Below are 25,804 nucleotides of genomic sequence, written 5' to 3' on the forward strand. Positions count from 1 at the left end.
TATGAGTCAAGAAACAAAATATACAGAAGATAATATTCGATCATTAGATTGGAAAGAGCATATTAGAATGCGTCCAGGAATGTACATTGGTAAATTAGGTGACGGATCTTCGCCTGATGATGGAATTTACATCCTTGTTAAGGAAGTTCTGGATAATTCTATTGATGAATATGTAATGGGAGCAGGTAAAACCATTGAAATTTCTATTCAAGGAAATAAAGTAATGGTTCGAGATTATGGTCGTGGAATTCCTTTAGGAAAAGTGGTTGATGTTGTTTCTAAAATGAATACTGGAGGTAAGTATGATTCTAAAGCCTTTAAAAAATCTGTTGGTTTAAATGGTGTTGGTACAAAAGCGGTAAATGCGCTTTCGTCATTTTTTAGAGTAGAATCTTCAAGAGATGGAAAATCTGCTTCAGCAGAATTTAGCCAAGGAAATCTTACAGATCAAGAGTTTTTAGAAGAAACTTCTCGAAGAAAAGGAACGAAAGTTTCTTTTATTCCTGATGAAGAAATTTTTAAGAAATACAAATACAGAAATGAATATGTAGCGAAAATGCTAAAGTATTATGTGTACTTGAACCCTGGATTGACCATTATTTTTAATGGAGAAAAATTCTTTTCAGAAAATGGATTAAAAGATTTATTGGAAGATAATAACAATCTAGATGATATGTTATATCCAATAATTCATTTAAAAGGAGATGATATAGAAGTTGCTATAACGCATAGTAAAACACAATATTCAGAAGAATATCATTCTTTTGTAAATGGACAGTATACAACACAAGGAGGAACACACCAAGCAGCATTTAGAGAAGCTATTGTAAAAACAATCAGAGAATTTTACGGTAAGAATTTTGAAGCTTCAGATATTAGAAAATCAATTATTTCTGCAATTGCCATAAAGGTAATGGAACCTATTTTTGAAAGTCAGACAAAAACAAAGTTAGGCTCTACAGATATGGGAGGAAATCTACCAACTGTAAGAACGTATATAAATGATTTCTTAAAAACTAAACTTGATAATTATCTTCATAAAAATACAGATGTTGCAGACAAACTTCAAAGAAAGATAATACAGGCAGAAAAAGAAAGAAAAGAGCTTTCTGGAATACGGAAATTAGCAAAAGATAGAGCTAAAAAATCGAGTTTACACAATAAAAAATTACGTGATTGTAGAGTGCATTTAAGTGATATTAAAAAAGATAATTATTTAGAATCTACCTTGTTTATTACAGAGGGAGATTCTGCTTCTGGTTCTATCACAAAGTCTAGAAATGTAAATACACAAGCCGTTTTTAGTTTAAAAGGAAAGCCGCTTAATTCTTACGGATTAAGTAAAAAAATAGTGTACGAAAATGAAGAGTTTAACCTTTTACAAGCAGCTTTAAATATAGAAGATGGTTTAGAGGATTTGCGTTATAACAATATTGTAATTGCAACAGATGCCGATGTAGATGGAATGCACATTCGTTTATTATTAATAACATTTTTCTTGCAGTTTTTTCCAGAATTGATAAAAGAAGGGCATTTATATATTTTAGAAACTCCGTTGTTTAGAGTCAGAAATAAGAAAGAAACTTTTTATTGTTATTCTGATGAAGAAAAACGAACAGCCATAGGAAAATTAAGAGGAAAACCAGAAATAACTCGATTTAAAGGTTTGGGTGAAATCTCACCAAATGAGTTTGTTCATTTTATTGGGGATGATATTCGTTTAGACCCTGTAATGTTAGACAAAGAAATGTCAATTGAAGCAATGTTACAGTTCTATATGGGGAAAAATACGCCTGATAGACAGAAGTTTATCATTGAGAATTTAAAGGTTGAGTTGGATTATATAGATGAGGAGTAGCTTATTTTAAACCCTTTCCATTTTGTCTATGCTGAATATAGGGGCTTTAGCAAGTTTGAGAAATTAGAGGTGTAACATGGCCTCATCAAGATTATAAAAAGATGAAAGAAGAAGAACATTTATTAATTCCTGATGAAATTATTACGAACAAAATTTATTTGATTCGGAATCAAAAAGTAATGTTAGATAGAGATTTAGCAGAATTATATCAAGTAGAGACAAAACAATTAAAAAGGCAAGTTCGTAGAAACTTAAATCGTTTTCCAGATGATTTTATGTTTGAATTAACTAAAAATGAGTTTGAAAATTGGAGGAGTCAATTTGGCACCTCCAATTCAGAGAAGATGGGTTTGCGTTACGCACCAATGGTTTTTACAGAACAAGGAGTTGCCATGTTATCTAGTTTATTAAATAGCGATAGAGCAATTGCGGTAAATATAAAAATCATTAGAATTTTTAGCAAAATGCGAGAATTATTGAGTGATAATTTAAGTTTAGAAATAGAAGAAATTAAAAAGAAAGTAACCCATCAAAGTAAAAATATAGAATTAGTGTTTTCTTATTAATTGTCATTGCGAGGAACGAAGCAATCTCTTATTAAAATTAAGATTGTCACAGAAAATGAAAAAACTTTCTTTGCAATGAGAGACAAAAAAAAGATTGCAACGTAAAGCCCGACCTTTTTAGGGAACGCCCAAATAAACAATTACATCGTTAAACGATTAAACAATTAAACGTTTAAAAAGAATGAGTGAAGAAATAAACGAAAACGAACACGAAGAAGAATTAACCAATCAGAATGAGGAGTTAGATTCGCCACAAGAAGAAACCATTACCAAAATTACAGGAATGTATAAGGAATGGTTTTTAGATTATGCTTCGTATGTGATTTTAGAAAGAGCAGTGCCATCTTTAGAAGATGGATTAAAACCAGTGCAGCGTAGAATTATGCATTCTATGAAAGATTTAGACGATGGACGTTACAATAAAGTAGCAAATATTGTTGGTCATACAATGCAATACCATCCTCATGGAGATGCTTCTATTGCAGATGCAATGGTGCAAATTGGTCAGAAAGAATTACTGATTGATATGCAAGGAAACTGGGGGAATATCCTAACAGGAGATCGTGCAGCAGCTTCTAGATATATTGAGGCTCGTTTATCTAAGTTTGCTCTTGATGTTGTTTTTAATCCAAAAACAACCGATTGGAAAATGTCTTACGATGGTAGAAGAAAAGAACCAATTGATTTACCCGTAAAATTCCCATTGTTATTAGCACAAGGAGCAGAAGGAATTGCAGTTGGTTTATCAACAAAAATATTACCACATAATTTTATTGAACTTATAGATGCTTCTATCAAATATTTAAAAGGAAGAAGTTTTAAAATTATTCCAGATTTTTTAACTGGCGGAATTGCAGATTTTACTAATTATAATGATGGAATACGTGGAGGAAAAGTTAGAGTTAGAGCAAAAATTGCGCAACTTGATAAAAAAACATTAGTTATTAATGAAATTCCTTTTGGTACAACAACAACTACACTGATTGATAGTATTATAAAAGCCAATGAAAAAGGGAAAATCAAGATTAAAAAGATTGAAGATAATACAGCTGCAGAAGTAGAGATTTTAGTGCATTTACCACCCAATGTTTCTCCAGATAAAACCATTGATGCTTTGTATGCCTTTACAAGCTGTGAAAATTCAATTTCACCTTTAGCGTGTACTATTGAAAATAACAAACCTGTTTTTGTAGGAGTTTCAGAAATGTTAAAACATTCTACAGATCTAACGGTAGATTTGTTGAAGAAGGAATTAGAAATTCAGTTAAATGAATTAGAGGAACAATGGCATTTTTCATCTTTAGAAAGAATTTTTATAGAAAATAGAATCTATCGAGATATTGAAGAAGAAGAAACTTGGGAAGGCGTTATTAAAGCTATAGATAAAGGTTTAAAGCCTTATATTAAACATTTAAAACGTGCAATTACTGAAGAAGATATTGTTCGTTTGACCGAAATTAGAATCAAGAAAATTTCAAAATTTGATATTGATAAAGCAAAACAATTCATAGAAGGCTTAGAAGATAAAATTGCGGTTGTAAAAGATCATTTAAACAACCTTATTGAGTTTGCAATCAATTACTTCAAAAATTTAAAAGATAAATACGGAAAAGGGAAAGAGCGTAAAACTGAAATCAGAATTTTTGATGATATCGTTGCATCTAAAGTAGCAATGAATAACGCAAAACTATATGTAAATAGAGAAGAAGGTTTTATTGGTACTTCTCTAAAAAGAGACGAATTTGTAACAGAATGTTCAGATATTGATGATATTATTATCTTTAGAAGAGATGGTATAATGACTGTAACAAAAATAGATTCTAAAACTTTTGTTGGTAAAGATATTATTCATGTTGCCGTCTTTAAAAAGAAAGATAAAAGAACGGTTTATAATTTTATGTATAAAGATGGTGCAAAAGGTGCTTCTTATATGAAACGTTTTAATGTTACTTCTGTTACTAGAGATAAGGAATACGATTTAACAAACGGAAGTAAAGGTTCAAAAGTTTTATATTTCACTGCAAATCCTAATGGTGAGGCAGAAGTGGTCACGATTAATTTGCGTGCTGCTGGAAGTGTAAAAAAATTGAAATGGGATATCGATTTTGCAGATTTAGCTCTAAAAGGAAGAGCTGTAAGAGGTAATATTATTACCAAGTATACTATAAAAAGTGTAGATTTTAAATCTGAAGGAGTTTCTACATTAAAACCTAGAAAAATTTGGTTTGATGACGCTGTTCAACGTTTAAATGTTGATGGAAGAGGAGAACTGTTAGGCGAATTTAAAGCAGAAGATAAGTTGTTAATTATTACGCAAAGTGGAAAAGTAAAAGCGGTGAAGCCAAATTTAGCAATGCATTTTGAAGATGATATGATTGTCTTAGAAAAATGGAAACCTAACAAACCAATTTCTGCTATTTATTTTGATGGAGAAAAAGAAAGATATTATGTAAAACGTTTTTTAATTGAGCATCCAGAGAAAGAAGAAGTAATAATTTCTGAACATCCAAAATCTCAATTAGAAATTGTAGCTACAGATTATAGACCCGTTGCTGAAATTTTCTATTCTAAAAGAAGTTTAGAAAATGAAGAAGTAAATTTTGAAGAGTTTATTTCTATTAAAGGAATTAAAGCACAAGGAAATCAATTAACGACAGAAAAAATAAAGCAAGTTAATCTATTAGAATCTCTTCCTTTTGAGGAACCTGAAGAACCAACATTCGAAGAAATTGAAGTAATTGATGAAGAAATTATTGAAGATAAATTGCCAATTGGAACTCCTGAAGTAGCAATTGTAAAACCTGTAGATGAAGAATTTTCTGCTGATGATAAAGCAAAAATAGCATTGCAAAAAGCGATAGCAAAGAAGAAAGCAGAGGAGAAGAAGAGAGATGATGAAAATCAAACGCAGTTATTTTAGAAACACCTTACTTTTGGATTTATGAAAACGCAATTACTTTTTTTTATGCTATTTTTAAATATAAATTTTGGCTCTTATTCACAAAATAAAATTAAGAAGAATAAAGCAGAAACTAAAGATTATATTATTTGGACCACTTATAGAAAATTAAATTGGCAAGATTTTAAAAGTAAAGAAAAAAGAAAAAATATTGGTGTAGCTCAAACCGGTGCAAGTATTGAAATAAAACCATTTAGAAACAAAAACAAGAAATATGATTATAAAGTATTAAGTAAATTTTATAAGAATAAATCTTGGACACAAACTAAAAGTCTGTCTATTTTAAAACATGAACAATTACATTTTGATATCGCTGAATTGTATGCTAGAAAAATGAGAAAAGAAATAGCATTGGTTAAATCAGATAGAAAAATAGTTAAAGAGTCAGATTACAGAAGAATTCACCGAAAATTTTTTAAAGAATACTTGGCTTTCCAAAATAAATATGATTTAGAAACCGAATATTCTTTAAGCACTAAAATTCAAAAAAAATGGGAAGGTTTTATTTTAGTTGAATTAGAGAAATTGGCCGATTATACTTTGAAAATTTAATTATAATTTTCATAAATAAATATTATCTTATTTTCAATGAAATCTTTTGTTGCTTATTTTAAAGTTGGAATTTTAATCTTTATTGTGGTTATGATTCTATAATGCGTAAAATTAAGTTTTGATATATTTTAATTCTTCCCATATTTTTAAAAACAATTCCTTTTACACTTTCTTTTTTTTAAAATTTAAGAGGTAATAGATTAAAAAAAAATAAAAAATTATGAAAAAAATAGGTTTAATAGGAGGAATAACTCCAGAGTCTACCATTTTATATTATCGAATTTTAAATCAATTAAATTCGGATAATTTTGGGAAACCACATTCTGCAAAAGTAGTTATGAATTCTTTTGACTTTGGTGAAATTTCTAAACTTCAAGCAGTAGGTAACTGGAAAAAGTTAGATAAATTAATGGCTGAAGCTGGTAAGAATTTAGAAAAGGCAGGTGCAACTTGTATTTTAATTTGTGCTAACACCATGCATTTATGTATTGATGCTGTTAGAGATGTGGTTAATATTCCTGTAATTCATATTGCTGAAGCAACTTCTAAAATGATTGTTGAAAAGAAGTTGAATAAAGTTGCCTTATTAGGAACAAAGTATACAATGGAAAAAGATTTCTTTAAAGATATTTTAACCTCTTTTGGTATCGAAACTATCATTCCTAAATTAGAAGAAAGAGAAATAATTCATAACGTTATTTATGATGAACTTTCTGCAGGAAATATAAATCCAGCTTCAAAAGAAAAATATCTAGAAATTATAAATAGACTTATTAAAAGTGGCGCAGAAGGTGTTATTTTAGGATGCACAGAAATTCCGTTATTAATAGCACAAAAAGATGTTTCTGTTCCTGTTTTTGATACAACTACAATTCATGCAAATGCAGCATTTAGTTTTTCTAAACCTTAATTCATTTTTTCGAAAAAAGTAAACTCGTAATTTGGTAACAAATGAGGATTTGTAATTTTAATGATATCTTTTAAAACTAAATCGGGTCTTGTTGGCGCTAACTCATAATAAATTACGCCTCCAGTTTTTCCTTTTTTGGTTGATGGTGTATAGATATTGTCATTTTTAAAAGCCTTAAATTTTGAAAATAATTCATTGCTTTTTAGCATTTGTTCTTTTGAGTAAAAATAGCCAGGAGCAATCCAAAAATCGGCACTTTCACCTTTATCATAAACACTTTCAAAACTTAAAGATAAACTACCTTTTCCTTTCGTGTTTTTCCAAAGATAATTTACGTTTGCATCTTTTAAAAATTGTGCTACAAAGCTTTCTCCAGCAGGTAAATTCCAAATATCTTTACTCATAATTGCACCAGAAAGAATAGTAGGTTTTTTATCTGATTTTAAGGCGATGTTTTTAGCTGTTAAATAATTAGCTTCTATCACTTTAAAAATACTGTCTGCTTTTTTTTCTTTATCAAATAAAACGCCAAAGAATTTAATCCATTCTGCTCTTCCTAAAGGAGTTTCTTCTAACCAATCTCCATTATAAATAACATTAATTCCTGCTTTTTTAACTGTAGTTAAACTTTTATCAGCAGATGTTACGCTGTAACCAACAACTAATTCTGGCTGTAAATCCAAGAGTATTTCTGTATTTAAAGAACTCTCTTTTCCAATTTCTTTGATTTTTCCTTCATTAATTAATTGTCTTGTTTTTTCTGATGAAACATACTTAGAGTAAGGAAAACCAACAATAGAAGTTTCTTCATTTAACAACTCAACCATTGGTACATGTGTTGTTGAGGTAACTACTATTCTTTCTATTGGAGTTGAAATCATTAATGATTCAAATTTTTTAATTTTCGAATCAGTTTTTTTCCTAATTATGTATTCATAAGTAGCATCAGAATTTTGATAAGCAGATTTAATAATCAATTTTTTCACTCCATTATCATCAATAATATCAAAGCCTTTTGCATATTTAATGTTGCTTTCTGATTTCGTTTTTTTATTAACTTTTATAACTTCTTTTTTACATGAAATTGAAATCAATAAGAATAATAAAACTGAAATTAAATTTAACTTTTTCATTTAGAATATACTTGATTTTCTTGTTCTTGAACTCTTATGAAAGTAGTTCTTTTGGTCAATTCTTTTAATCTACTTGCCCCAACATATGTGCATGTAGAACGCACTCCTCCTAAAATATCTGTAATTGTTTCATTTACATTTCCTCTAAAAGGAATTTCAACAGTTTTACCTTCAGAAGCTCTATAATTAGCAACGCCACCAACATGTTTGTTCATTGCAGTTTCGGAACTCATTCCGTAGAAAATTTTAAACTTCTCTCCATTTCTCTCCATAAGATTTCCTCCACTTTCTTCATGTCCTGCCAACATTCCTCCAAGCATTACAAAATCTGCGCCACCACCAAAAGCTTTAGCAACATCACCAGGAACTTTACATCCACCATCAGAGATTATTTGGCCACCCATTCCGTGAGCAGCATCTGCACATTCAATAATTGCAGATAATTGTGGATAACCAACACCTGTTTTAATACGAGTAGTACATACAGAACCTGGTCCAATACCAACTTTTATAATATCTGCTCCAGCCAAAAGTAATTCTTCAACCATTTCACCAGTAACAACATTTCCTGCAAGAATTATTTTATTTGGATGATTTTTACGCATTTTCTTTACAAATTCTACAAAATGTTCAGAATATCCATTTGCAACATCAATACAAATAAAATTTATTTGAGAAAATTCATTTAAAATTAGTGTAACTTTCTCTGCATCTTTTTTACCAGTTCCTGTACTTATTGCAATGTTTCTTAAAACACTTTCATCTGCATTTGATGCAAATTCTTGCCACTCTTTAATGCTATAGTGTTTATGTATTGCAGTGAAAATATTTTGTTCTGCCAATGCTTTTGCCATTTCAAAAGTACCAACTGTATCCATATTTGCTGCCATTATTGGAATTCCTTTCCAAATAATAGTACTGTGTAGAAACTTAAATTCTCTTTCTAAACTAACTTGTGAGCGAGATTTTAAAGTAGATCGTTTTGGACGAATCATCACATCTTTAAAACCAAGTTTCAATTCATTTTCTATTCTCATTCTTCAAGTATTATTAAGTTTCGAAGATATTAAATCTTCTGTTGTTTTTTTTAGATTGTTAATAAGAATGGATATATATTTGCCCCGATTTTGGTTTTGATGTAGAAGTCATTTTACATCCAATTAAAAGGGAATCTGGTTAAACTCCAGAGCTGTTCCCGCAACTGTAAGTTTATGCTGAAATTTATTCAGCACCTCTTTAGAGGATGTTACTTAAACTTTTGTCACTGATAAATTTATTGGGAAGGCAAAGTAACATAAGAACAAGTCAGGAGACCTGCCTAAGTCACGTGTAAAAACTTTCGGGAGAAAAGTTAGTGTACTTACATTTCGTACTCAATTTATCCTGATTTATTGTATAAATCAAATTTATTAAAAATGAAAAAACAATTATTAATTGTTGGTGTTTTGGCATGTAGTTTTGTCAGCACAAATCTTTTTGCTCAAAAAAATGAAGCGCAAAAAGAAAAGGTAGAAAAGTTAGATGAGGTTGTTATTACAGCAACAAAATTTAAACTTAAAAAAGAAAATACAGGGAAAGTTATTCAAGTAATTACCCAAAAACAACTTCAACAAAATACAGGTAAATCTGTAATTGAAATTTTAAATACTGTTGTAGGTATTGATGTTAGAGGTGTAAATTCTAATGCTTCAGAACCTAGGAGTATTAATATTAGAGGAGGAAGAAGTAGGCAAGTTTTAATATTGATTGATGGTGTTCCTGTTACAGATCAATCTGGAATTAATCAAGAATTTGATTTACGTTTATTGGCTGTTAGTCAAATTGAAAAGATAGAAGTTTTAAAAGGAGCTTCATCAACTTTGTATGGTTCTGGTGCTGCAACTGCGGTAATTAATGTTATTTTAAAGAAAGCATCTAAAGATAAAATTTCTGGTTCTTTTGAAACAAGTTTAGGAACAAATAATACCGCAAATACTTCAAATAGTAACCTTTCAGATAAAAGCCAAAACGTTGCTATTAATGGTACTATTGGTAAATTTAATTTCTTAGGAACTTTTAGTTTAACGGGTGTTGATGGAATGTCATCAGCAAAAAGTAAAACGAATTCCCTTTTTGAAGATGATTCTTTTTATAGCAGAAATGGATTGTTAAAAGTAGGGTACAACATCAATAAAAAAATAGCTATTGAAGCCTTTTTAAATTATGATGAATTTGATTATGATTTTGATGCTGGTGCATTTTCTGATAGCGATGTAAATACAGGAAATCAAGAGCAATTTAGAATCGGAATTAAGCCTACTTATAATTATGAAAACGGTCAAGTTTATTTATTAGCTTCTGCAAATGCTATAGAAAGAGGTGTTAACCAATATAATTCTTTTAGTGGTACTTTAGATAATTATCAATTTGTTGGTAGAAGTGTATTTGTAGATTTAGTAAATAGATATGATTTTAAAAAATCTAATATTCAGTTAATTACAGGTCTAAATTATCAAAATCATAGTAATAATACGGTAACTCCTTTTGGTGGAATTGATAAGGCTATAGCTAATTTTAACACAATAGATCCTTATGCGAGTTTGGTTTATATTTCAACTTTTGGATTAAGTGTAAATGCAGGAGGAAGATTAAATATTCATAATGTGTATGGAAATCATTTTGTGTATGACGCTAATTTAGCGTACAATGTTTTAAATAATGAGACTACTACTATAAAATTATTATCTTCTTATAGCAAGGCATTTATTACACCAAGTTTGTATCAATTATATGATGGTTATGGAGGTAATATTGATTTAAAACCAGAATCAAATAAAACATTAGAAATTGGTTTTGATGCAAATTATCAAGATTGGTTAAAAATTGATGCGGTCTACTTTAATAGAAGTGAAGAAGATGCAATTATCTATAATAATTCAACTTATAAATATGCAAATGGTTCTTCTGAAGCAAATGGATTTGAGATAAACTCTTCAGTAATACCCACAGATTTTTTAAAACTAAACCTTTCTTATACGTTTGTTGATAAAAAAGCTTTAGAAGATTTTAACGATTACATTCCTGAGAATAAAATTGTTGCAGGAATCGATATTACGGCAGTAAAGAATGCTTTTTTTAATCTTACCTACAGAAATGTAAGTGAAAGAACTATTTATGATAGATATGGTAGTTTTGGAACAGCAGGTTTAGATGTAGTTTTACCAAGTTACCAAGTTTTAGATGTATCCGCTAATTATAAATTATTAGATGAAACAGTAACAATTTTTGGCGCTGTAACTAATATTTTAGATGAAGATTATGATGATGTTTTAGGATATGCTACACGTGGTAGAAACTATAAAGTAGGAGTACGATTACAATTTTAAAAGTATTGAAAAAAAAGAAGAAAAAAAGACTGTCTTAAAAGACAGTCTTTTTTTATAATAATTTTTTCACTTCATTTTTTATAAATGAAATAGCAGTTTCTGTTGGCGGTAAGTTTTTAGAGTAATCTATTAAAACAGTTTCTCTTAATTCATTTGCAGATTTAGAACTTTCTGCAACTAATTTTAATTTATTCATTATTGCGCTTTTAGAAGCAACAATAGCTGTCCAAGAATCATTAGAAATATAGATTTGTTGTACTAAATTATGTTCGAATTCTTGTTCTATACTTGCAATTAATAGTTGTAAGTATTCATGAGTGTTTTCTGATAGAGGTTTAATTCGTATCAACATTTTAACAGGATTAATTCGTTCACAAAACAATATCATACGTTCATAAGCCTGTAATTTTATAGGTAAAGATTCTTTCTTTTTTTGTGCTAATAATTCAAGCTTCTTTTCAGAATTCTGTTGTTTTATGAATCCGTTAAACATATAATACGCAACAGTTCCTGTTACAACAGCAGGTAAAATATACGCAATGCTTTCTAAGATTTTATCTTCCATAAGTTAAAGTAAATTTAAAGTATACAAATATAGAACTCCAATTAAGATTGCCAATCCAAAACTTAATAAAGTACCTATTAAAATATATTCCGTCAATTTTCTGTCTTTTGATGAAGTTAAATCTCCAAACCTAAAAACAGATTTTGCTGCTAATAAAAAACCAATCGCTTCCCAGTGATTTGTAATTACAAAAATGAACACAAATAAACGTTCTAAAATACCAATGTAACGGCCAGCTTTTGCTAATGAGTCATCATTTTCTTTTTTACTTTCTGGATTCCATTGCGTAATAATTATTTTAATGATAATTGCAGAAACGTAGGTTACTAAAAGTGTTGCAATTAATAATAAAAGTATTTTGTCTGTAAAAAAATCATTAAAAGAGAAAAAAAAATCAGTGTAAAACACTGAGGCTAGACTTAATATTAAAACATGTAAAAACTGATCTATAAAAAACCAAATCCGTTTACTTTTTTTATTTTGAAGATATATTTTTAGCAGATCAAAACTATAATGAGAAACAATAATTAGGACTATTGCAAACCAATATTTTGAGAAATCAAATTGAAGAAAAAGAACTAAAAGTGCAAAATGGATTGCAATATGAAAATATAGTTTGCTAGATTTTATTTTGTTTTCTTCTTTGTCTTTTACCCAACTTTCTGGTTGCAATAAAAAATCACCTAATAAATGTGCCAAAAAAAGTTTTAGAAAGAGCATCATTATTGCAGATTATTTTTTTGTTGAATTAATTTTCTAAAACGCTTTTCTAACTTCATAATTTCATCTAAACCTGCACGTTTTCTACGTTCGCTTGCACTACTTTGCGAAATATGTAAATGCGCTGCAATTTCTTTTTGTGTAAAATCTATTTTTTCTAAAAACGTTTTTACAAACTCTGCAGAATTTTGTGTCCAATTATCCATAACTAATAAACCAAGACCTAAACCAATGTTTATTTCTTCATTGAGATCATTCCAAGGAGATTTTACAGCCAAGGTTTGTTTTTTGAGTAAGTTATCAAAAGCAAAACCAGAATTTATAAAAGCTTCTCCATTTGCTTCATTAACGGTATCAGCTTCAAAATTTTTAGAACCAATTCCAATTGCCATTCTAACATCAATTTCTTTAATTACTTTAAGACTAGACTTTATATAGATAGCAGTTAAAAGTGCTGTTGAAGCATCTTCAATTTCTATTTGAAAACTATCTCCTCTATAAATTTGACCCGCGTTTAATTTCTTGAAAATTGATTTTAAAGGTTTCAGCCAAACTTCATTAGAAGTATTTCTAGAATTAATAACGTCTCCTGTAATTACACTTGTCATAAAATGATATAATTTAAGTAAATATAGTCCTAAAGTTGGAAATAACCAAAAATATCGGGTTTTAACCCGAATTATTAATATATCGGGTCTTGAGCCGAATTATCATATTATCGGGTTTTAAGGCGAAGATTGTTGTAATAAGTCTGTGAATAAAATTTCTAAATCTATCATGTAAAAAAGGAATAGTTTGGTTAATTTCACATTTTAAAATTCTTCTAAGAAAAAATATATTGAATAACTATTTAGACTCTTTAAACGAAGCTCAAAAACAAGCTGTTTTACAGAAAGACGGACCAATGATAATTATTGCTGGTGCAGGTTCTGGTAAAACACGTGTGTTAACCTATAGAATTGCTCACTTAATGAAACAAGGCGTAGATTCTTTTAATATTTTATCGCTCACATTTACAAATAAAGCGGCAAAAGAAATGAAAGAAAGAATTGCAAGCGTTGTGGGTGCTAGTGAAGCAAAAAACCTTTGGATGGGAACTTTTCACTCCGTTTTTGCACGTATTTTACGTTCAGAAGCAGACAAGTTAGGTTTTCCATCAAACTTTACAATTTATGATTCACAAGATTCTGTAAGGCTAATTTCGTCTATCATTAAAGAAATGAATTTAGACAAAGAGCGTTATAAGCCAAAACAGATTTTAAATAGAATTTCATCGTTTAAAAATAGTTTAATTACAGTTAGAGCCTATTTTAATAATTCTGATTTAAAAGAAGCAGATTTACATGCAAGCAGGCCAGAAGTAGGGAATATTTATAAAGAATATGTAGACAGGTGTTTTAAAGCTGGTGCAATGGATTTTGATGATTTACTGTTAAGAACCAATGAATTGTTGGCTCGTTTTCCAGAATCTTTGGCAAAATATCAAAACCGATTTAGATATATAATGGTAGATGAGTATCAAGATACAAATCACTCACAATATCTTATTGTAAAGGCTTTAGCAGATCGTTTTCAGAATATTTGTGTTGTTGGAGATGATTCTCAGAGTATTTATAGTTTTAGAGGTGCAAATATTCAGAATATTTTAAGCTTTCAAAAAGATTATCCAGAAGTTAAAACCTTTAAGTTAGAACAAAATTATAGATCTACAAGTACGATTGTAAATGCTGCAAACTCTGTTATAGCAAGAAATAAAACCAAATTAGACAAAGAAGTTTGGACCAGTAATGATGCCGGTGAAAGCATTAATGTAATGCGTACAATCTCTGATGGTGAAGAAGGACGTTTTGTAGCGCAATCTATTTGGGAGAACAAAATGAATCATCAATTAAAAAATGATCAATTTGCAGTTTTGTATCGAACAAATTCGCAATCTAGAGCCATTGAAGATGCGTTACGAAAAAAGAGCATAGAATATAAAATTTATGGAGGAATTTCCTTTTATCAGCGAAAAGAAATAAAAGATATTCTTTCTTATTTGCGTATTCTAATTAATCCAAATGATGAAGAAGCGTTAAAGAGAATTATAAATTATCCAGCACGTGGAATTGGTGCAACAACTATAGATAAACTTACTATAGCTGCAAATCATTATAAAAAATCAATTTTTGATATTTTAAAATATATTGATAAAATCGATTTAAAAATAAATTCAGGAACAAAAACAAAACTGCAGAATTTTGTAAACATGATGTTGCGTTTACAAATTGAAAGCCAAACAAAAAATGCCTTCGAAATTTCTGAAATTGTTGTGAAACAAACACAATTGATTAAAGATTTAGAAAAAGAGGGAACACCAGAAGCCGTTAGTAAAGTAGAAAATGTTCAAGAATTATTAAACGGAATAAAAGATTTTATTACAGATAAAATAGAACAAGGAGAAGATGCATCTTTAACTACGTTTTTAGAAGATGTTGCATTGGCTACAGATTTTGATTCTAATAAAGAAGATGACAAGCCAAGTGTTTCTTTAATGACCATTCATCAATCTAAAGGATTAGAATATTCTCATGTTTATGTTGTTGGTTTAGAAGAAAATTTATTTCCTTCTGCAATGAGTATGAGTACAAGAAGTGAACTTGAAGAAGAACGCAGATTATTTTATGTGGCACTAACAAGAGCAGAGAAAGTTGCTTATTTAAGTTATGCACAAACACGTTACAGATGGGGTAAATTGGTAGATGCAGAACCAAGTAGGTTTTTAGAAGAAATTGATGATCAATATTTACATTATATTACTCCAAAGGTTCCAGAACCTTCTATAAATAAATTTGTAGATAAAAGTTTGTTTGATGATGCGCCAAAGGGAATTCGTTTTCAAAAACCTATTCAACGTAAAAAAGTAGAACGTGATTTAGCAAAAAAGAAAGAAATTGTTGTTCCTAAAAACTTAAAAAAAGTAACACAAGCAACTTCATCCTCAAATTTATTTGATAATGATATTGCTGTAGGTAATATTATAGAGCATGAGCGTTTTGGTAGAGGAGAAGTACTTTCTTTAGAGGGAAAAGGACCAGATAAAAAAGCGATGATTCAGTTTGGTACCGCAGGAAAGAAAAACCTTTTATTGCGTTTTGTTAAGTTGAAAATTATTGGTTGATAGCCTTTTTTTAATTCTTTTAAAATCTTCAAAAAAAACTAAAAATAAATTACTATTTTGCAACGTTTAATAACTACAAATAGTAACTTGTAAGTTCGAGTATTTTCTTTTGATAAAAATGAAAAAGAAAATGTGTCGAAAACACTTCAAAAAACATAAAATGACATTCGATTTAGAATACAATTCAGAAAGACCGTTAATGATAATTCCAGAATACGGCAGACATATACAAAAATTAATAGACCATTGTGTAGCTTTAGAAACTAAAGAAGAACGAGATAAAATGGCCAAAGCTATTGTAGATGTAATGGGGAATTTACAACCTCATTTACGTGATGTTCCAGATTTTAAGCACAAATTATGGGATCAGCTATATATCATGGCAGATTTTAAATTAGATGCAGAATCTCCTTATCCACAGCCTTCAAAAGAAGAGTTACAAGAAAAACCAGAAGGTTTACCTTATCCAAAATCTGCATCTAGATATCGTTATTATGGTAATAATATTCAAACCATGATAGATATTGCTTTAAGTTGGGAAGAAGGTGATAAAAAAGAAGCATTGGTTTTTACAATTGCAAATCACATGAAAAAATGTTATTTGAATTGGAATAAAGATACTGTAGATGATGCTGTTATTTTTAAACATTTATTTGATTTATCTGATGGTAAATTAGATTTAAGAGAAACAGAGGAAGCGCTTTCTGAAAGTAAAAACTTACTTAGAAAAAGAACGACTCAGGGTCAGAGTAGCACAAAGACTACTTATAAAAAACCACAGCATAGTAATCAGAGTAAATACAAAAAAAGATAAGAGTTAATGGCATCATTTAAAATTGAAGGCGGACATAAACTAAGCGGAACAATAACTCCGCAAGGAGCTAAAAACGAAGTGTTACAAATTTTGTGTGCCGTTTTATTAACATCAGAAAGAGTAGTAGTAAATAATGTTCCTGATATTATTGATGTAAACAAACTTATTTTTATTCTTGGAGAATTAGGTGTTAAAGTTGAAAAATTATCTAGAAATTCGTATGCTTTTCAAGCGGATGAAGTAAATTTAAATTATTTAGAATCTGCAGATTTTAAAAGAGACGGAAGCTCTTTACGTGGTTCTATTATGATTGTAGGTCCGTTATTAGCACGTTTTGGTCGTGGTTATATTCCACGTCCTGGAGGAGATAAAATTGGTAGAAGAAGATTAGATACGCATTTTGAAGGTTTTATTAGATTAGGGGCAAAATTTAGATATAATAAAGAAGAATATTTTTACGGAGTTGAAGCAACAGAAGGTTTAACAGGAGTAGATATGTTGTTAGATGAAGCTTCTGTTACTGGTACTGCTAATATTTTAATGGCATCCGTTTTAGCAAAAGGAACAACAAAAATATATAATGCAGCTTGTGAACCTTATATTCAACAATTATCAAAAATGTTGAATTCTATGGGAGCAAAAATCTCTGGAGTAGGTTCAAATTTATTAACTGTTGAAGGAGTAAAATCTTTAGGTGGTTGTGAGCACACCGTTTTACCGGATATGATTGAAATTGGTTCTTGGATTGGTGTTGCTGTTATGACACGATCTGAACTAACCATAAAAGATGTGAGTTGGGAAAACTTAGGACAAATACCAAATGTATTTAGAAAGCTAGGAATTCAATTAGAAAAAAGAGGAGATGATATTTACATTCCAGAACAAGAAAGTTACGAAATTCAAAACTACATAGATGGTTCTGTTTTAACAGTTGCGGACGCTCCTTGGCCTGGATTTACACCAGATTTATTGAGTATTGTTTTGGTAATTGCTACACAAGCAAAAGGAACTGTTTTAATACATCAAAAAATGTTTGAAAGTCGTTTGTTTTTTGTTGATAAATTGATTGACATGGGCGCCAAAGTTATTTTGTGTGATCCGCACAGAGCAACAGTAATTGGGATGAATTTTGAAAGTTCACTAAAAGCAACTAAGATGACTTCTCCAGATATTAGAGCAGGAATTTCTTTATTAATTGCAGCATTATCTGCAAAGGGTACAAGTATTATTAACAATATTGAGCAAATTGATAGAGGGTATGAAAACATTGAAGCTCGTCTAAAATCTATTGGAGCAAAGATTGAAAGAATAGAAAATTAATATTAAATAAATATAATTATAAAAAAATAGTGTCAGTTTGACACTATTTTTTTATTGGCAACATTTTTGTCTAATATGTGGAGATAATATAACGATTACAAAGAAATGAGTAAGAAAGAAGATATAAAAGAAGAAGAAATAAATAGTGCAGAAGAAACTTCACAAATTGAAGAAAATCAAGAAGTTGAAGTAGAAGTTGTTAAAGAAGAACCTACAGCAGAAGAATTAATACAAGCAGAAAAAGATAAGTTTTTACGTTTATTTGCTGAATTTGAAAACTATAAAAAGAGAACAACAAGAGAAAGAGTTGAGTTGTTTAAAACTGCTGGGCAAGAATTAATGACATCTTTACTGCCAATTATTGATGATTTTGAGCGTGCTCTGACACATATAGAAGAAGACAAAGAAACGGAAGAATTAAGAAAGGGAGTCTTATTAATTTCTCAAAAATTGTATAATACACTTGAGCAAAAAGGGTTAACTAAAATTGAAACGAATCAAGGTGATACTTTTGATGCAGAAATTCATGAAGCAATTACACAAATTCCAGCTCCTTCAGACGATTTAAAAGGAAAAGTTATAGACTGTGTAGAAAAAGGGTATAAGCTAGGTGATAAAGTTATACGTTATCCAAAAGTAGTAATAGGACAGTAAATTAGTAATCAGTATACAGTAAGCAGTAGCCAGTGATTAACTGACTGCTAACTGAAAACTGCAAACTGCAAACTAAATAGAATGGCAAAACAAGATTTTTACGAAATATTAGGAGTTTCTAAAGCTGCCTCACAAGCAGAAATAAAAAAAGGGTACAGAAAAATGGCAATTAAATATCATCCGGATAAAAATCCAGATGATAAAAATGCTGAAGAAAACTTTAAAAAAGCAGCGGAAGCTTATGAAATCCTAAGTGATGACAATAAGAAAGCACGTTATGATCAATATGGTCATGCAGGTCTTGATGGTCCTCAAGGTGGCGGTCGTGGTGGTTTTGGCGGCGGCGGTATGGATATGGATGACATTTTTAGTCAATTCGGAGATATATTCGGCGGCGGCGGAGGCGGCGGTTTTGGAGGTGGTTTTGGTGGTGGCGGAGGCCAACGTCAAGCTAGAGTTAAAGGAAGTAATATGCGTATTCGTGTAAAACTTACTTTAGAAGAAATTGCTAATGGAGTAGAGAAGAAAGTAAAAGTTAGAAGAAAAGTACAAGCAGAAGGAGTAACTTATAAAACGTGTACAACTTGTAATGGTTCTGGTCAGCAAATGCGTGTAACCAATACTATTTTAGGTAGAATGCAAACAGCTACTACGTGTGGTACTTGTTCTGGGGCAGGAGAAATAATGAGTAGTAATGCTAATGGAGCAGATTCTCAAGGTTTAATTATTAAAGAAGAGACTGTTTCAATTAATATTCCTGCAGGAGTTACAGAAGGAGTTCAATTAAAAGTAGGAGGAAAAGGGAATGAAGCACCAGGTAAAAATTCTATTGCAGGTGATTTATTAGTTTTAATTGAAGAAGTTCAGCATGAAACTTTAAAAAGAGAAGGAACAAATATTCATTATGATTTATATGTGAATTTGTCTGAAGCTGTTTTAGGAATAAGCAAAGAAGTTGAAACTGTAACAGGCAAAGTAAAGATTAAGATTGATGCAGGTACACAGTCAGGAAAAATATTAAGACTAAAAGGAAAAGGATTACCTAGCATAGAGCGATATGGAACAGGTGATTTCTTAATTCATATTAATGTTTGGACACCACAAGAATTAAATAAAGAACAAAAACAGTTTTTTGAGCAAATGGCTGATAATGAAAACTTTAAACCGAGTCCAAATAAATATGACAAATCATTTTTTGAAAAAGTGAAAGACATGTTTTCTTAAAAATGTTAAAAGAAAGCAAAAAGTATATATTATTTTATAAAAATATTTTTTTATAATAATTTTTAATATATATTTGTATTGTTGTTGAGAAATCAGCAACACTTTTTCTTTTTCATAGCAATTTTTCCCACTCATTTATGAGTGGGTTTTTTTATGTTTAAAGAAGGTATATTTACAAATAATAGAAAAGAACAGGCTTATCTTATCGACTTGTTTAAACAAGTAGGAAAGTCCGGACACCAAAGAGTAAGCATTGCGGATAACATCCGTCCAACGTGAGTTGAGGACAAGTGCAACAGAAAGCAAGTACAGTTCGGCTGTAGTGAAACCAGGTAAACTCAATGCGGTGCAATGCCATGTATATTAGAGATTGAGGGCTACTCGCTCGATTCTAAAGGGTAGGCAGATTGATTCTAAAAGTAATTTTAGAACTAGATAAATGATAAGAGCCTTTTTAAGGAACAGAATTCGGCTTATTAGTCTGTTTTTTCTATTATGATTTTATGATATATTCATAAAAATATTAAAATTCACCTTTTTTATTGATTAAAATTCATCTTTTTCCAAAATAATTTTTATTTATTCATTAATTACTTCAATCTATTATTTATCTTTCAAAATTAAGATAAAAAATGTAAGTTTGTCATACTGAAATTAATAAAAACTTATACAATATAGCTTTAAAACAAGGCTTATAGTAACTAAAGATTTACTTCATGAACACTTATAAAAATTACATCAAAGAGATCGAAGAACGAAAGGTTCTAGGACTTCACCCAAAGCCAATTGATGGTGCTGAATTATTAAGCGAAATTATTGAGCAAATTAAGGATTTAAATAACGAGTACAGAGATGCTTCTCTTAACTTTTTCATTTATAATGTTTTACCTGGGACTACTAGTGCAGCTGGTGTAAAAGCAAAATTTTTAAAGGAGATTATTATAGGTGATGCGGTAGTAAAAGAAATTACACCTTCTTATGCTTTTGAGCAACTATCACATATGAAGGGTGGTCCTTCAATTGAGGTGTTGTTAGATTTAGCATTAGGAGATGATGCTGCTACTACTAAAAAAGCTGCGGATGTTTTAAAAACACAAGTTTTTCTTTATGAAGCAGATGCAGAGCGTTTAGAGAATGCATATAAAAGTGGTAATGAAATTGCCAAAGATCTTTTAGTGAGTTATGCTAAGGCTGAATTTTTTACAAAATTGCCTGAGATTGATGAAGAAATTGAAGTAGTAACTTTTATTGCTGGTGTAGGAGATATTTCTACAGATTTATTATCTCCAGGAGGTGATGCGCACTCTAGGTCAGATCGTGAATTACATGGTCAGTGTTTATTTGAGCACAACAAAGAAATGCAAAATGAGCTTTTAGCATTACAAAAAAAACATCCTAATAAACGTGTGATGTTAATTGCTGAAAAAGGAACAATGGGAGTTGGTTCATCTAGAATGTCTGGTGTAAACAACGTTGCATTATGGACAGGTGTTAAAGCTAGCCCATTCGTACCATTTATTAATATAGCTCCTGTAATTGCAGGAACAAACGGAATTTCTCCAATTTTCTTAACTACTGTTGGAGTAACAGGAGGTATTGGTATTGACCTTAAAAACTGGGTGAAACAAAAAGATGCTGAAGGAAATACAATTGTAGACAAAGAAGGAGATGCCGTTTTAAAGCAAGAGTACTCTGTAGAAACAGGAACCGTACTTACAATTAATACGAAGACTAAGAAATTGTATTATGGTAATACCGAATTGAAAGATATCTCTACGGCATTAACACCTCAGAAAAAAGAATTTATTAAAGCAGGAGGATCTTATGCTGTTGTATTTGGTAAAAAATTACAAACATTAGCTTCAAAAATATTAGCTATTGATGTGTTACCAGTATACGCAACTTCAAAAGAAATTTCTATTGAAGGACAAGGCCTTACAGCTGTTGAAAAAATATTCAATAAAAATGCAGTAGGAAATACTCCAGGAAAAATTTTACATGCGGGTTCTGATACTCGTGTTGAAGTAAATATTGTAGGTTCTCAAGATACTACAGGTTTAATGACTTCTCAAGAATTAGAGATGATGGCTGCCACAGTTATTTCTCCTATTGTTGATGGTGCATACCAATCAGGATGTCATACAGCTTCTGTATGGGATGATAAATCGAAAGCAAATATTCCTAGATTGATGAAGTTTATGAATGATTTTGGTTTAATTACAGCTCGTGATCCTAAAGGGAAATACCATGCAATGACCGATGTAATTCACAAGGTTTTAAATGATATTACTATTGATGATTGGGCAATTATCATAGGGGGAGATTCTCATACAAGAATGTCTAAAGGTGTTGCTTTTGGAGCAGATTCAGGTACCGTTGCACTTGCACTTGCTACAGGTGAAGCTACAATGCCTATTCCAGAATCCGTAAAAGTGACCTTTAAAGGAGAAATGAAGAGCTACATGGATTTCCGTGATGTTGTTCATGCTACTCAAGAGCAAATGCTTTCTCAATATGGTGGAGATAATGTATTTCAAGGTAGAATTATTGAAGTACATTTAGGAACACTTACTGCAGATCAAGCATTTACGTTTACAGACTGGACTGCAGAAATGAAAGCGAAAGCTTCTATCTGTATTTCTGAAGATGATACTTTAATTGAATCTTTAGAGATTGCAAAAGGTAGAATCCAGATCATGATTGATAAGGGAATGGACAATAAGTTACAAGTTCTTCAAGGATTGATTGACATTGCTAATAATAGAATTGCAGAAATTAAATCAGGTGAGAAACCTGCTTTGGCTCCAGATGCAAATGCAAAATACTACGCAGAAGTTGTTATTGATTTAGATAAGATTTCTGAGCCAATGATTGCGGATCCAGATGTAAATAACGAAGATGTTTCTAAACGTTATACACACGATACTATTAGACCATTATCTTTCTATGGCGGGACTAAAAAAGTAGATTTAGGATTCATAGGATCTTGTATGGTTCACAAAGGAGATATGAAAATTTTAGCTCAAATGTTAAAGAATATTGAAACACAATATGGTAAGGTTGAATTTAAGGCACCGTTAGTAGTTGCTCCTCCAACCTATAACATTGTTGATGAGTTAAAAGAAGAAGGTGATTGGGAAGTGTTAAAAAAGTACTCAGGATTTGAGTTTGATGATAACGCACCAAAAGGGTTAGCACGTACTAAATATGAAAACATGTTGTATTTAGAGCGTCCAGGTTGTAATCTTTGTATGGGTAATCAAGAAAAAGCAGAGCCAGGTGATACTGTAATAGCTACTTCTACTCGTTTATTTCAAGGAAGAGTTGTTAAAGATTCTAATGAGAAAAAAGGAGAATCTTTATTATCATCTACACCAGTAGTAGTATTATCTACAATTTTAGGTAGAACTCCAACTATGAAAGAATATGAAGCTGCTGTTGATGGTATTCTATTAACAAACTTTAAGCCATCTCAAAAGGAATTAGTTAGCTAAAAAGAGTTAGTAATATTATAATTTTATAAGCCCAAGTTTAAAACTTGGGCTTTTTTTATACTCTTGTGCGAAGCTTTTTTTAATATTCACAGATTTTATTTAGTTATAATTTTAACAATATAAATTCCTTTTGAAGTAGAAAATATTTTTAATAGCCATTCTATATTTTTGTATATTGTGGTACTTAAAAAAGTATAATAAGAACATTTAAAATTAGATATAATATGGCTTTTGATATTGATATGATAAAAAAAGTGTATGCAAACGTTGCAGAACGTGTTGATGCTGCTCGTGAACTTACAGGTAAACCTTTAACTTTAGCAGAAAAAATATTGTATTCCCATTTATGGGATGGAACTTCTAATAAAGTATTTGTAAGAGGTAAAGACTATGTAGATTTTGCACCAGATAGAATCGCTTTACAAGATGCAACTGCCCAAATGGCATTATTGCAATTTATGCAAGCTGGTAAAAATAAAGTTGCAGTTCCTACTACTACACATTGTGATCATTTAATTCAAGCTAAAAATGGAGCAAGTACAGATTTACAAAGTGCTCTAAATACAAGTAATGAAGTTTTTAATTTTTTAGAATCTGTTTCTAATAAATACGGATTAGGTTTCTGGAAACCAGGAGCTGGAATTATTCATCAAGTGGTATTAGAAAATTATGCATTTCCAGGTGGAATGATGATTGGAACTGATTCTCACACCGTAAATGCAGGCGGATTAGGAATGGTTGCTATTGGAGTTGGTGGAGCAGATGCTGTAGATGTAATGGCAGGTATGGCTTGGGAATTAAAGTTTCCAAAACTTATTGGAGTTAAATTAACGGGAAAACTATCTGGTTGGACAGCACCAAAAGATGTAATATTAAAAGTTGCCGGAATTCTTACTGCAAAAGGAGGAACTGGTGCAATTGTTGAATATTTTGGAGAAGGAGCTACAGGAATGTCTTGTACAGGTAAAGGTACAATCTGTAACATGGGTGCAGAAATAGGAGCAACAACGTCAACTTTTGGATATGACGAATCTATGGAACGTTATTTACGTGCTACTGATAGAAGTGATGTTGCAGATGCTGCAAACAAAGTAAAAGATTATTTAACTGGTGATGCTGAAGTATATGCAAATCCAGAGCAATATTTTGATCAGGTTATAGAAATTAACTTATCAGAATTAAGTCCTTTATTAAACGGACCTTTTACACCAGACTTATCTACAAAAGTAGGTTCAGATATGACAGCAATTGCAAATAAGAACGATTGGCCATTAAAGGTGGAGTGGGGTTTAATAGGTTCTTGTACAAATTCATCTTATGAAGATTTGTCTAGGGCAGCTTCAATTGCGCAGCAAGCTATTGATAAAGGATTAAAAATGAAATCAGAATTAGGGATTAATCCAGGTTCTGAAAAAGTAAGATATACTGCAGATAGAGATGGTATTATATGGATTTTTGAAAAATTAGATGCTAAGATATTTACAAATGCTTGTGGACCTTGTATTGGTCAATGGGCACGTTATGATGATCCAAAAAATGCACCTAAGAATTCTATAATTCATTCGTTTAATAGAAATTTTGCGAAACGTGCAGATGGTAATCCCAATACACACGCTTTTGTTGCATCACCAGAAATGGTTGCAGCAGTTGCAATTGCTGGGCGCTTAGATTTTAACCCAATGACAGATTCATTAATTAATGAAAATGGGGAAGAAGTAATGCTTGATGAACCAACTGGTTGGGAATTACCTCCAAAAGGTTTTGAAGTAAAAGACGATGGATATTTAGCACCAGAAATAGATGGTAGTCATGTGCAAATTACTGTTGATTCTTCTTCAGAAAGATTGCAATTATTAGAACCTTTTACTCCTTTAGGTACTAACTTAACAGGTGTAAAGTTATTAATAAAAGCACATGGAAAATGTACAACAGATCATATTTCTATGGCAGGCCCATGGTTGCGTTATAGAGGTCATTTAGATAATATTTCTAACAACTGTTTAATTGGAGCTGTAAATGCTTATGGTATGAAAACAAATTTTGTTAAAAATCAATTGACAGGAGAATTTGGTGGTGTACCAGATACTGCACGAGCATACAAAGCTGCAGGAATTAGAACAATCGTTATTGGAGATCATAATTATGGTGAGGGTTCTTCTAGAGAACATGCTGCTATGGAACCACGTCATTTAGGTGTTGCTGCTGTTTTAGTAAAATCTTTTGCTAGAATACATGAAACAAACCTTAAAAAACAAGGAATGCTAGGTTTAACTTTTGCTAACGAAGCTGATTATGATTTAATTCAAGAAGATGATACCTTCAACTTTTTAGATTTAAATGAGTTTACTCCTGATAAACCTTTAACGATTGAAGTTGTTCATGCTGATGGAAGTAAAGATATAATTGTTACAAACCACACATATAACCACAGTCAAATCGAATGGTATAATGAAGGTTCTGCGTTGAATTTAATCAAAAAAGAAAACGCCTAATAGGGTTTAATTTTATTT

Annotated in this window: 18 protein-coding genes, 1 other RNA gene and 1 riboswitch; of the genes, 14 read left to right on the forward strand and 5 right to left on the reverse strand. The window is 30.6% G+C overall.

The window, feature by feature from the left end:
- The first annotated feature begins 1 nt into the window (after position 1).
- The 5 genes from BTO04_RS01980 (at position 2) to BTO04_RS02000 (ending at position 6,845) form a co-directional block, all read left to right on the forward strand.
- Positions 2-1,858 carry a DNA topoisomerase IV subunit B gene (locus tag BTO04_RS01980; protein WP_087562900.1) on the forward strand — a complete coding sequence of 619 codons (1,857 nt, stop codon included), beginning with the start codon at positions 2-4 and terminating at the stop codon, positions 1,856-1,858.
- A 101-nt stretch (positions 1,859-1,959) separates the two neighbouring features.
- Positions 1,960-2,424, forward strand: coding sequence for an ORF6N domain-containing protein (locus tag BTO04_RS01985; protein ID WP_087562901.1), 465 nt, complete (start codon positions 1,960-1,962; stop codon positions 2,422-2,424).
- A 181-nt stretch (positions 2,425-2,605) separates the two neighbouring features.
- Positions 2,606-5,344: a DNA gyrase/topoisomerase IV subunit A gene (locus BTO04_RS01990; RefSeq protein WP_087562902.1), complete on the forward strand. Its 2,739-nt coding sequence runs from the start codon at positions 2,606-2,608 to the stop codon at positions 5,342-5,344.
- A 21-nt stretch (positions 5,345-5,365) separates the two neighbouring features.
- A complete protein-coding gene (locus BTO04_RS01995) occupies positions 5,366-5,935 on the forward strand; it encodes a hypothetical protein (RefSeq protein ID WP_087562903.1) in 570 nt (189 codons plus the stop codon).
- Between the two features lie 220 nt (positions 5,936-6,155).
- Positions 6,156-6,845: an aspartate/glutamate racemase family protein gene (locus BTO04_RS02000; protein ID WP_087562904.1), complete on the forward strand. Its 690-nt coding sequence runs from the start codon at positions 6,156-6,158 to the stop codon at positions 6,843-6,845.
- Here BTO04_RS02000 and BTO04_RS02005 read toward each other — a convergent pair.
- Both BTO04_RS02005 and BTO04_RS02010 read right to left on the reverse strand, forming a co-directional pair.
- The gene (locus BTO04_RS02005) at positions 6,842-7,978 is read right to left on the reverse strand and encodes an ABC transporter substrate-binding protein (protein WP_087562905.1); all 1,137 of its coding nucleotides are present in this window, start codon (positions 7,976-7,978) and stop codon (positions 6,842-6,844) included. The genes BTO04_RS02000 and BTO04_RS02005 overlap by 4 nt on opposite strands.
- Positions 7,975-9,015, reverse strand: coding sequence for a GMP reductase (locus tag BTO04_RS02010; protein ID WP_087562906.1), 1,041 nt, complete (start codon positions 9,013-9,015; stop codon positions 7,975-7,977). The genes BTO04_RS02005 and BTO04_RS02010 overlap by 4 nt, the downstream gene beginning before the upstream one ends.
- Positions 9,016-9,089: 74 nt before the next feature.
- A riboswitch (cobalamin riboswitch) is annotated at positions 9,090-9,315 on the forward strand.
- A 78-nt stretch (positions 9,316-9,393) separates the two neighbouring features.
- Here BTO04_RS02010 and BTO04_RS02015 point away from each other — a divergent pair.
- On the forward strand, positions 9,394-11,343 hold the full coding sequence (locus tag BTO04_RS02015) for a TonB-dependent siderophore receptor (protein WP_087562907.1): 1,950 nt from the start codon (positions 9,394-9,396) through the stop codon (positions 11,341-11,343).
- Between the two features lie 52 nt (positions 11,344-11,395).
- Here the strand turns inward: BTO04_RS02015 and BTO04_RS02020 are convergent, their stop codons facing one another.
- Genes BTO04_RS02020 through BTO04_RS02030 form a run of 3 tightly spaced genes read right to left on the reverse strand, consistent with a single transcriptional unit; the run spans position 11,396 to position 13,236 of the window.
- Positions 11,396-11,908, reverse strand: coding sequence for a hypothetical protein (locus tag BTO04_RS02020; RefSeq protein ID WP_087562908.1), 513 nt, complete (start codon positions 11,906-11,908; stop codon positions 11,396-11,398).
- Positions 11,909-11,911: 3 nt separating this feature from the next.
- Positions 11,912-12,631 (reverse strand): DUF3307 domain-containing protein, encoded by a 720-nt coding sequence (locus BTO04_RS02025; RefSeq protein WP_087562909.1) that lies wholly within the window; start codon positions 12,629-12,631, stop codon positions 11,912-11,914.
- Positions 12,631-13,236, reverse strand: a complete 606-nt coding sequence (locus BTO04_RS02030; protein WP_087562910.1) for a SatD family protein — start codon at positions 13,234-13,236, stop codon at positions 12,631-12,633. Before BTO04_RS02030 ends, BTO04_RS02025 begins: the two co-directional genes overlap by 1 nt.
- Positions 13,237-13,466: 230 nt before the next feature.
- Between BTO04_RS02030 and BTO04_RS02035 the strand changes: the two genes are divergently transcribed.
- From BTO04_RS02035 to BTO04_RS02070, 8 genes are all read left to right on the forward strand, one after another.
- The gene (locus BTO04_RS02035; RefSeq protein WP_087562911.1) at positions 13,467-15,788 is read left to right on the forward strand and encodes an ATP-dependent helicase; all 2,322 of its coding nucleotides are present in this window, start codon (positions 13,467-13,469) and stop codon (positions 15,786-15,788) included.
- Between the two features lie 160 nt (positions 15,789-15,948).
- On the forward strand, positions 15,949-16,602 hold the full coding sequence (locus BTO04_RS02040) for a DUF4290 domain-containing protein (RefSeq protein WP_087562912.1): 654 nt from the start codon (positions 15,949-15,951) through the stop codon (positions 16,600-16,602).
- 6 nt (positions 16,603-16,608) lie between these two features.
- On the forward strand, positions 16,609-17,922 hold the full coding sequence (murA, locus tag BTO04_RS02045; RefSeq protein ID WP_087562913.1) for a UDP-N-acetylglucosamine 1-carboxyvinyltransferase: 1,314 nt from the start codon (positions 16,609-16,611) through the stop codon (positions 17,920-17,922).
- Between the two features lie 105 nt (positions 17,923-18,027).
- Positions 18,028-18,576 carry a nucleotide exchange factor GrpE gene (locus tag BTO04_RS02050; protein WP_087562914.1) on the forward strand — a complete coding sequence of 183 codons (549 nt, stop codon included), beginning with the start codon at positions 18,028-18,030 and terminating at the stop codon, positions 18,574-18,576.
- Positions 18,577-18,657: 81 nt separating this feature from the next.
- Positions 18,658-19,800 (forward strand): molecular chaperone DnaJ, encoded by a 1,143-nt coding sequence (dnaJ, locus tag BTO04_RS02055; protein ID WP_087562915.1) that lies wholly within the window; start codon positions 18,658-18,660, stop codon positions 19,798-19,800.
- A gap of 188 nt (positions 19,801-19,988) precedes the next feature.
- Positions 19,989-20,292: RNase P RNA component class A (gene rnpB, locus BTO04_RS02060), an RNA gene on the forward strand.
- A 224-nt stretch (positions 20,293-20,516) separates the two neighbouring features.
- Positions 20,517-23,294 (forward strand): bifunctional aconitate hydratase 2/2-methylisocitrate dehydratase, encoded by a 2,778-nt coding sequence (locus BTO04_RS02065; RefSeq protein ID WP_087562916.1) that lies wholly within the window; start codon positions 20,517-20,519, stop codon positions 23,292-23,294.
- 224 nt (positions 23,295-23,518) lie between these two features.
- Positions 23,519-25,786: an aconitate hydratase gene (locus BTO04_RS02070; protein ID WP_087562917.1), complete on the forward strand. Its 2,268-nt coding sequence runs from the start codon at positions 23,519-23,521 to the stop codon at positions 25,784-25,786.
- Positions 25,787-25,804 lie beyond the last annotated feature (18 nt).

The organism is Polaribacter sp. SA4-10 (assembly GCF_002163835.1).
In the GTDB taxonomy this organism is placed as follows: Bacteria; Bacteroidota; Bacteroidia; order Flavobacteriales; family Flavobacteriaceae; genus Polaribacter.

Coding starts and splice junctions, on each gene's coding strand:
- BTO04_RS02015 (WP_087562907.1), top strand. CDS start 9,394: ATGAAAAAACAATTATTAATTGTTGGTGTTTTGGCATGTAGTTTTGTC.
- BTO04_RS01985 (WP_087562901.1), top strand. CDS start 1,960: ATGAAAGAAGAAGAACATTTATTAATTCCTGATGAAATTATTACGAAC.
- BTO04_RS02040 (WP_087562912.1), top strand. CDS start 15,949: ATGACATTCGATTTAGAATACAATTCAGAAAGACCGTTAATGATAATT.
- BTO04_RS02010 (WP_087562906.1), bottom strand. CDS start 9,015: ATGAGAATAGAAAATGAATTGAAACTTGGTTTTAAAGATGTGATGATT.
- BTO04_RS02000 (WP_087562904.1), top strand. CDS start 6,156: ATGAAAAAAATAGGTTTAATAGGAGGAATAACTCCAGAGTCTACCATT.
- murA (WP_087562913.1), top strand. CDS start 16,609: ATGGCATCATTTAAAATTGAAGGCGGACATAAACTAAGCGGAACAATA.
- BTO04_RS02025 (WP_087562909.1), bottom strand. CDS start 12,631: ATGATGCTCTTTCTAAAACTTTTTTTGGCACATTTATTAGGTGATTTT.
- BTO04_RS02020 (WP_087562908.1), bottom strand. CDS start 11,908: ATGGAAGATAAAATCTTAGAAAGCATTGCGTATATTTTACCTGCTGTT.
- dnaJ (WP_087562915.1), top strand. CDS start 18,658: ATGGCAAAACAAGATTTTTACGAAATATTAGGAGTTTCTAAAGCTGCC.
- BTO04_RS02065 (WP_087562916.1), top strand. CDS start 20,517: ATGAACACTTATAAAAATTACATCAAAGAGATCGAAGAACGAAAGGTT.
- BTO04_RS02070 (WP_087562917.1), top strand. CDS start 23,519: ATGGCTTTTGATATTGATATGATAAAAAAAGTGTATGCAAACGTTGCA.
- BTO04_RS02005 (WP_087562905.1), bottom strand. CDS start 7,978: ATGAAAAAGTTAAATTTAATTTCAGTTTTATTATTCTTATTGATTTCA.
- BTO04_RS02030 (WP_087562910.1), bottom strand. CDS start 13,236: ATGACAAGTGTAATTACAGGAGACGTTATTAATTCTAGAAATACTTCT.
- BTO04_RS01980 (WP_087562900.1), top strand. CDS start 2: ATGAGTCAAGAAACAAAATATACAGAAGATAATATTCGATCATTAGAT.
- BTO04_RS01995 (WP_087562903.1), top strand. CDS start 5,366: ATGAAAACGCAATTACTTTTTTTTATGCTATTTTTAAATATAAATTTT.
- BTO04_RS01990 (WP_087562902.1), top strand. CDS start 2,606: ATGAGTGAAGAAATAAACGAAAACGAACACGAAGAAGAATTAACCAAT.
- BTO04_RS02050 (WP_087562914.1), top strand. CDS start 18,028: ATGAGTAAGAAAGAAGATATAAAAGAAGAAGAAATAAATAGTGCAGAA.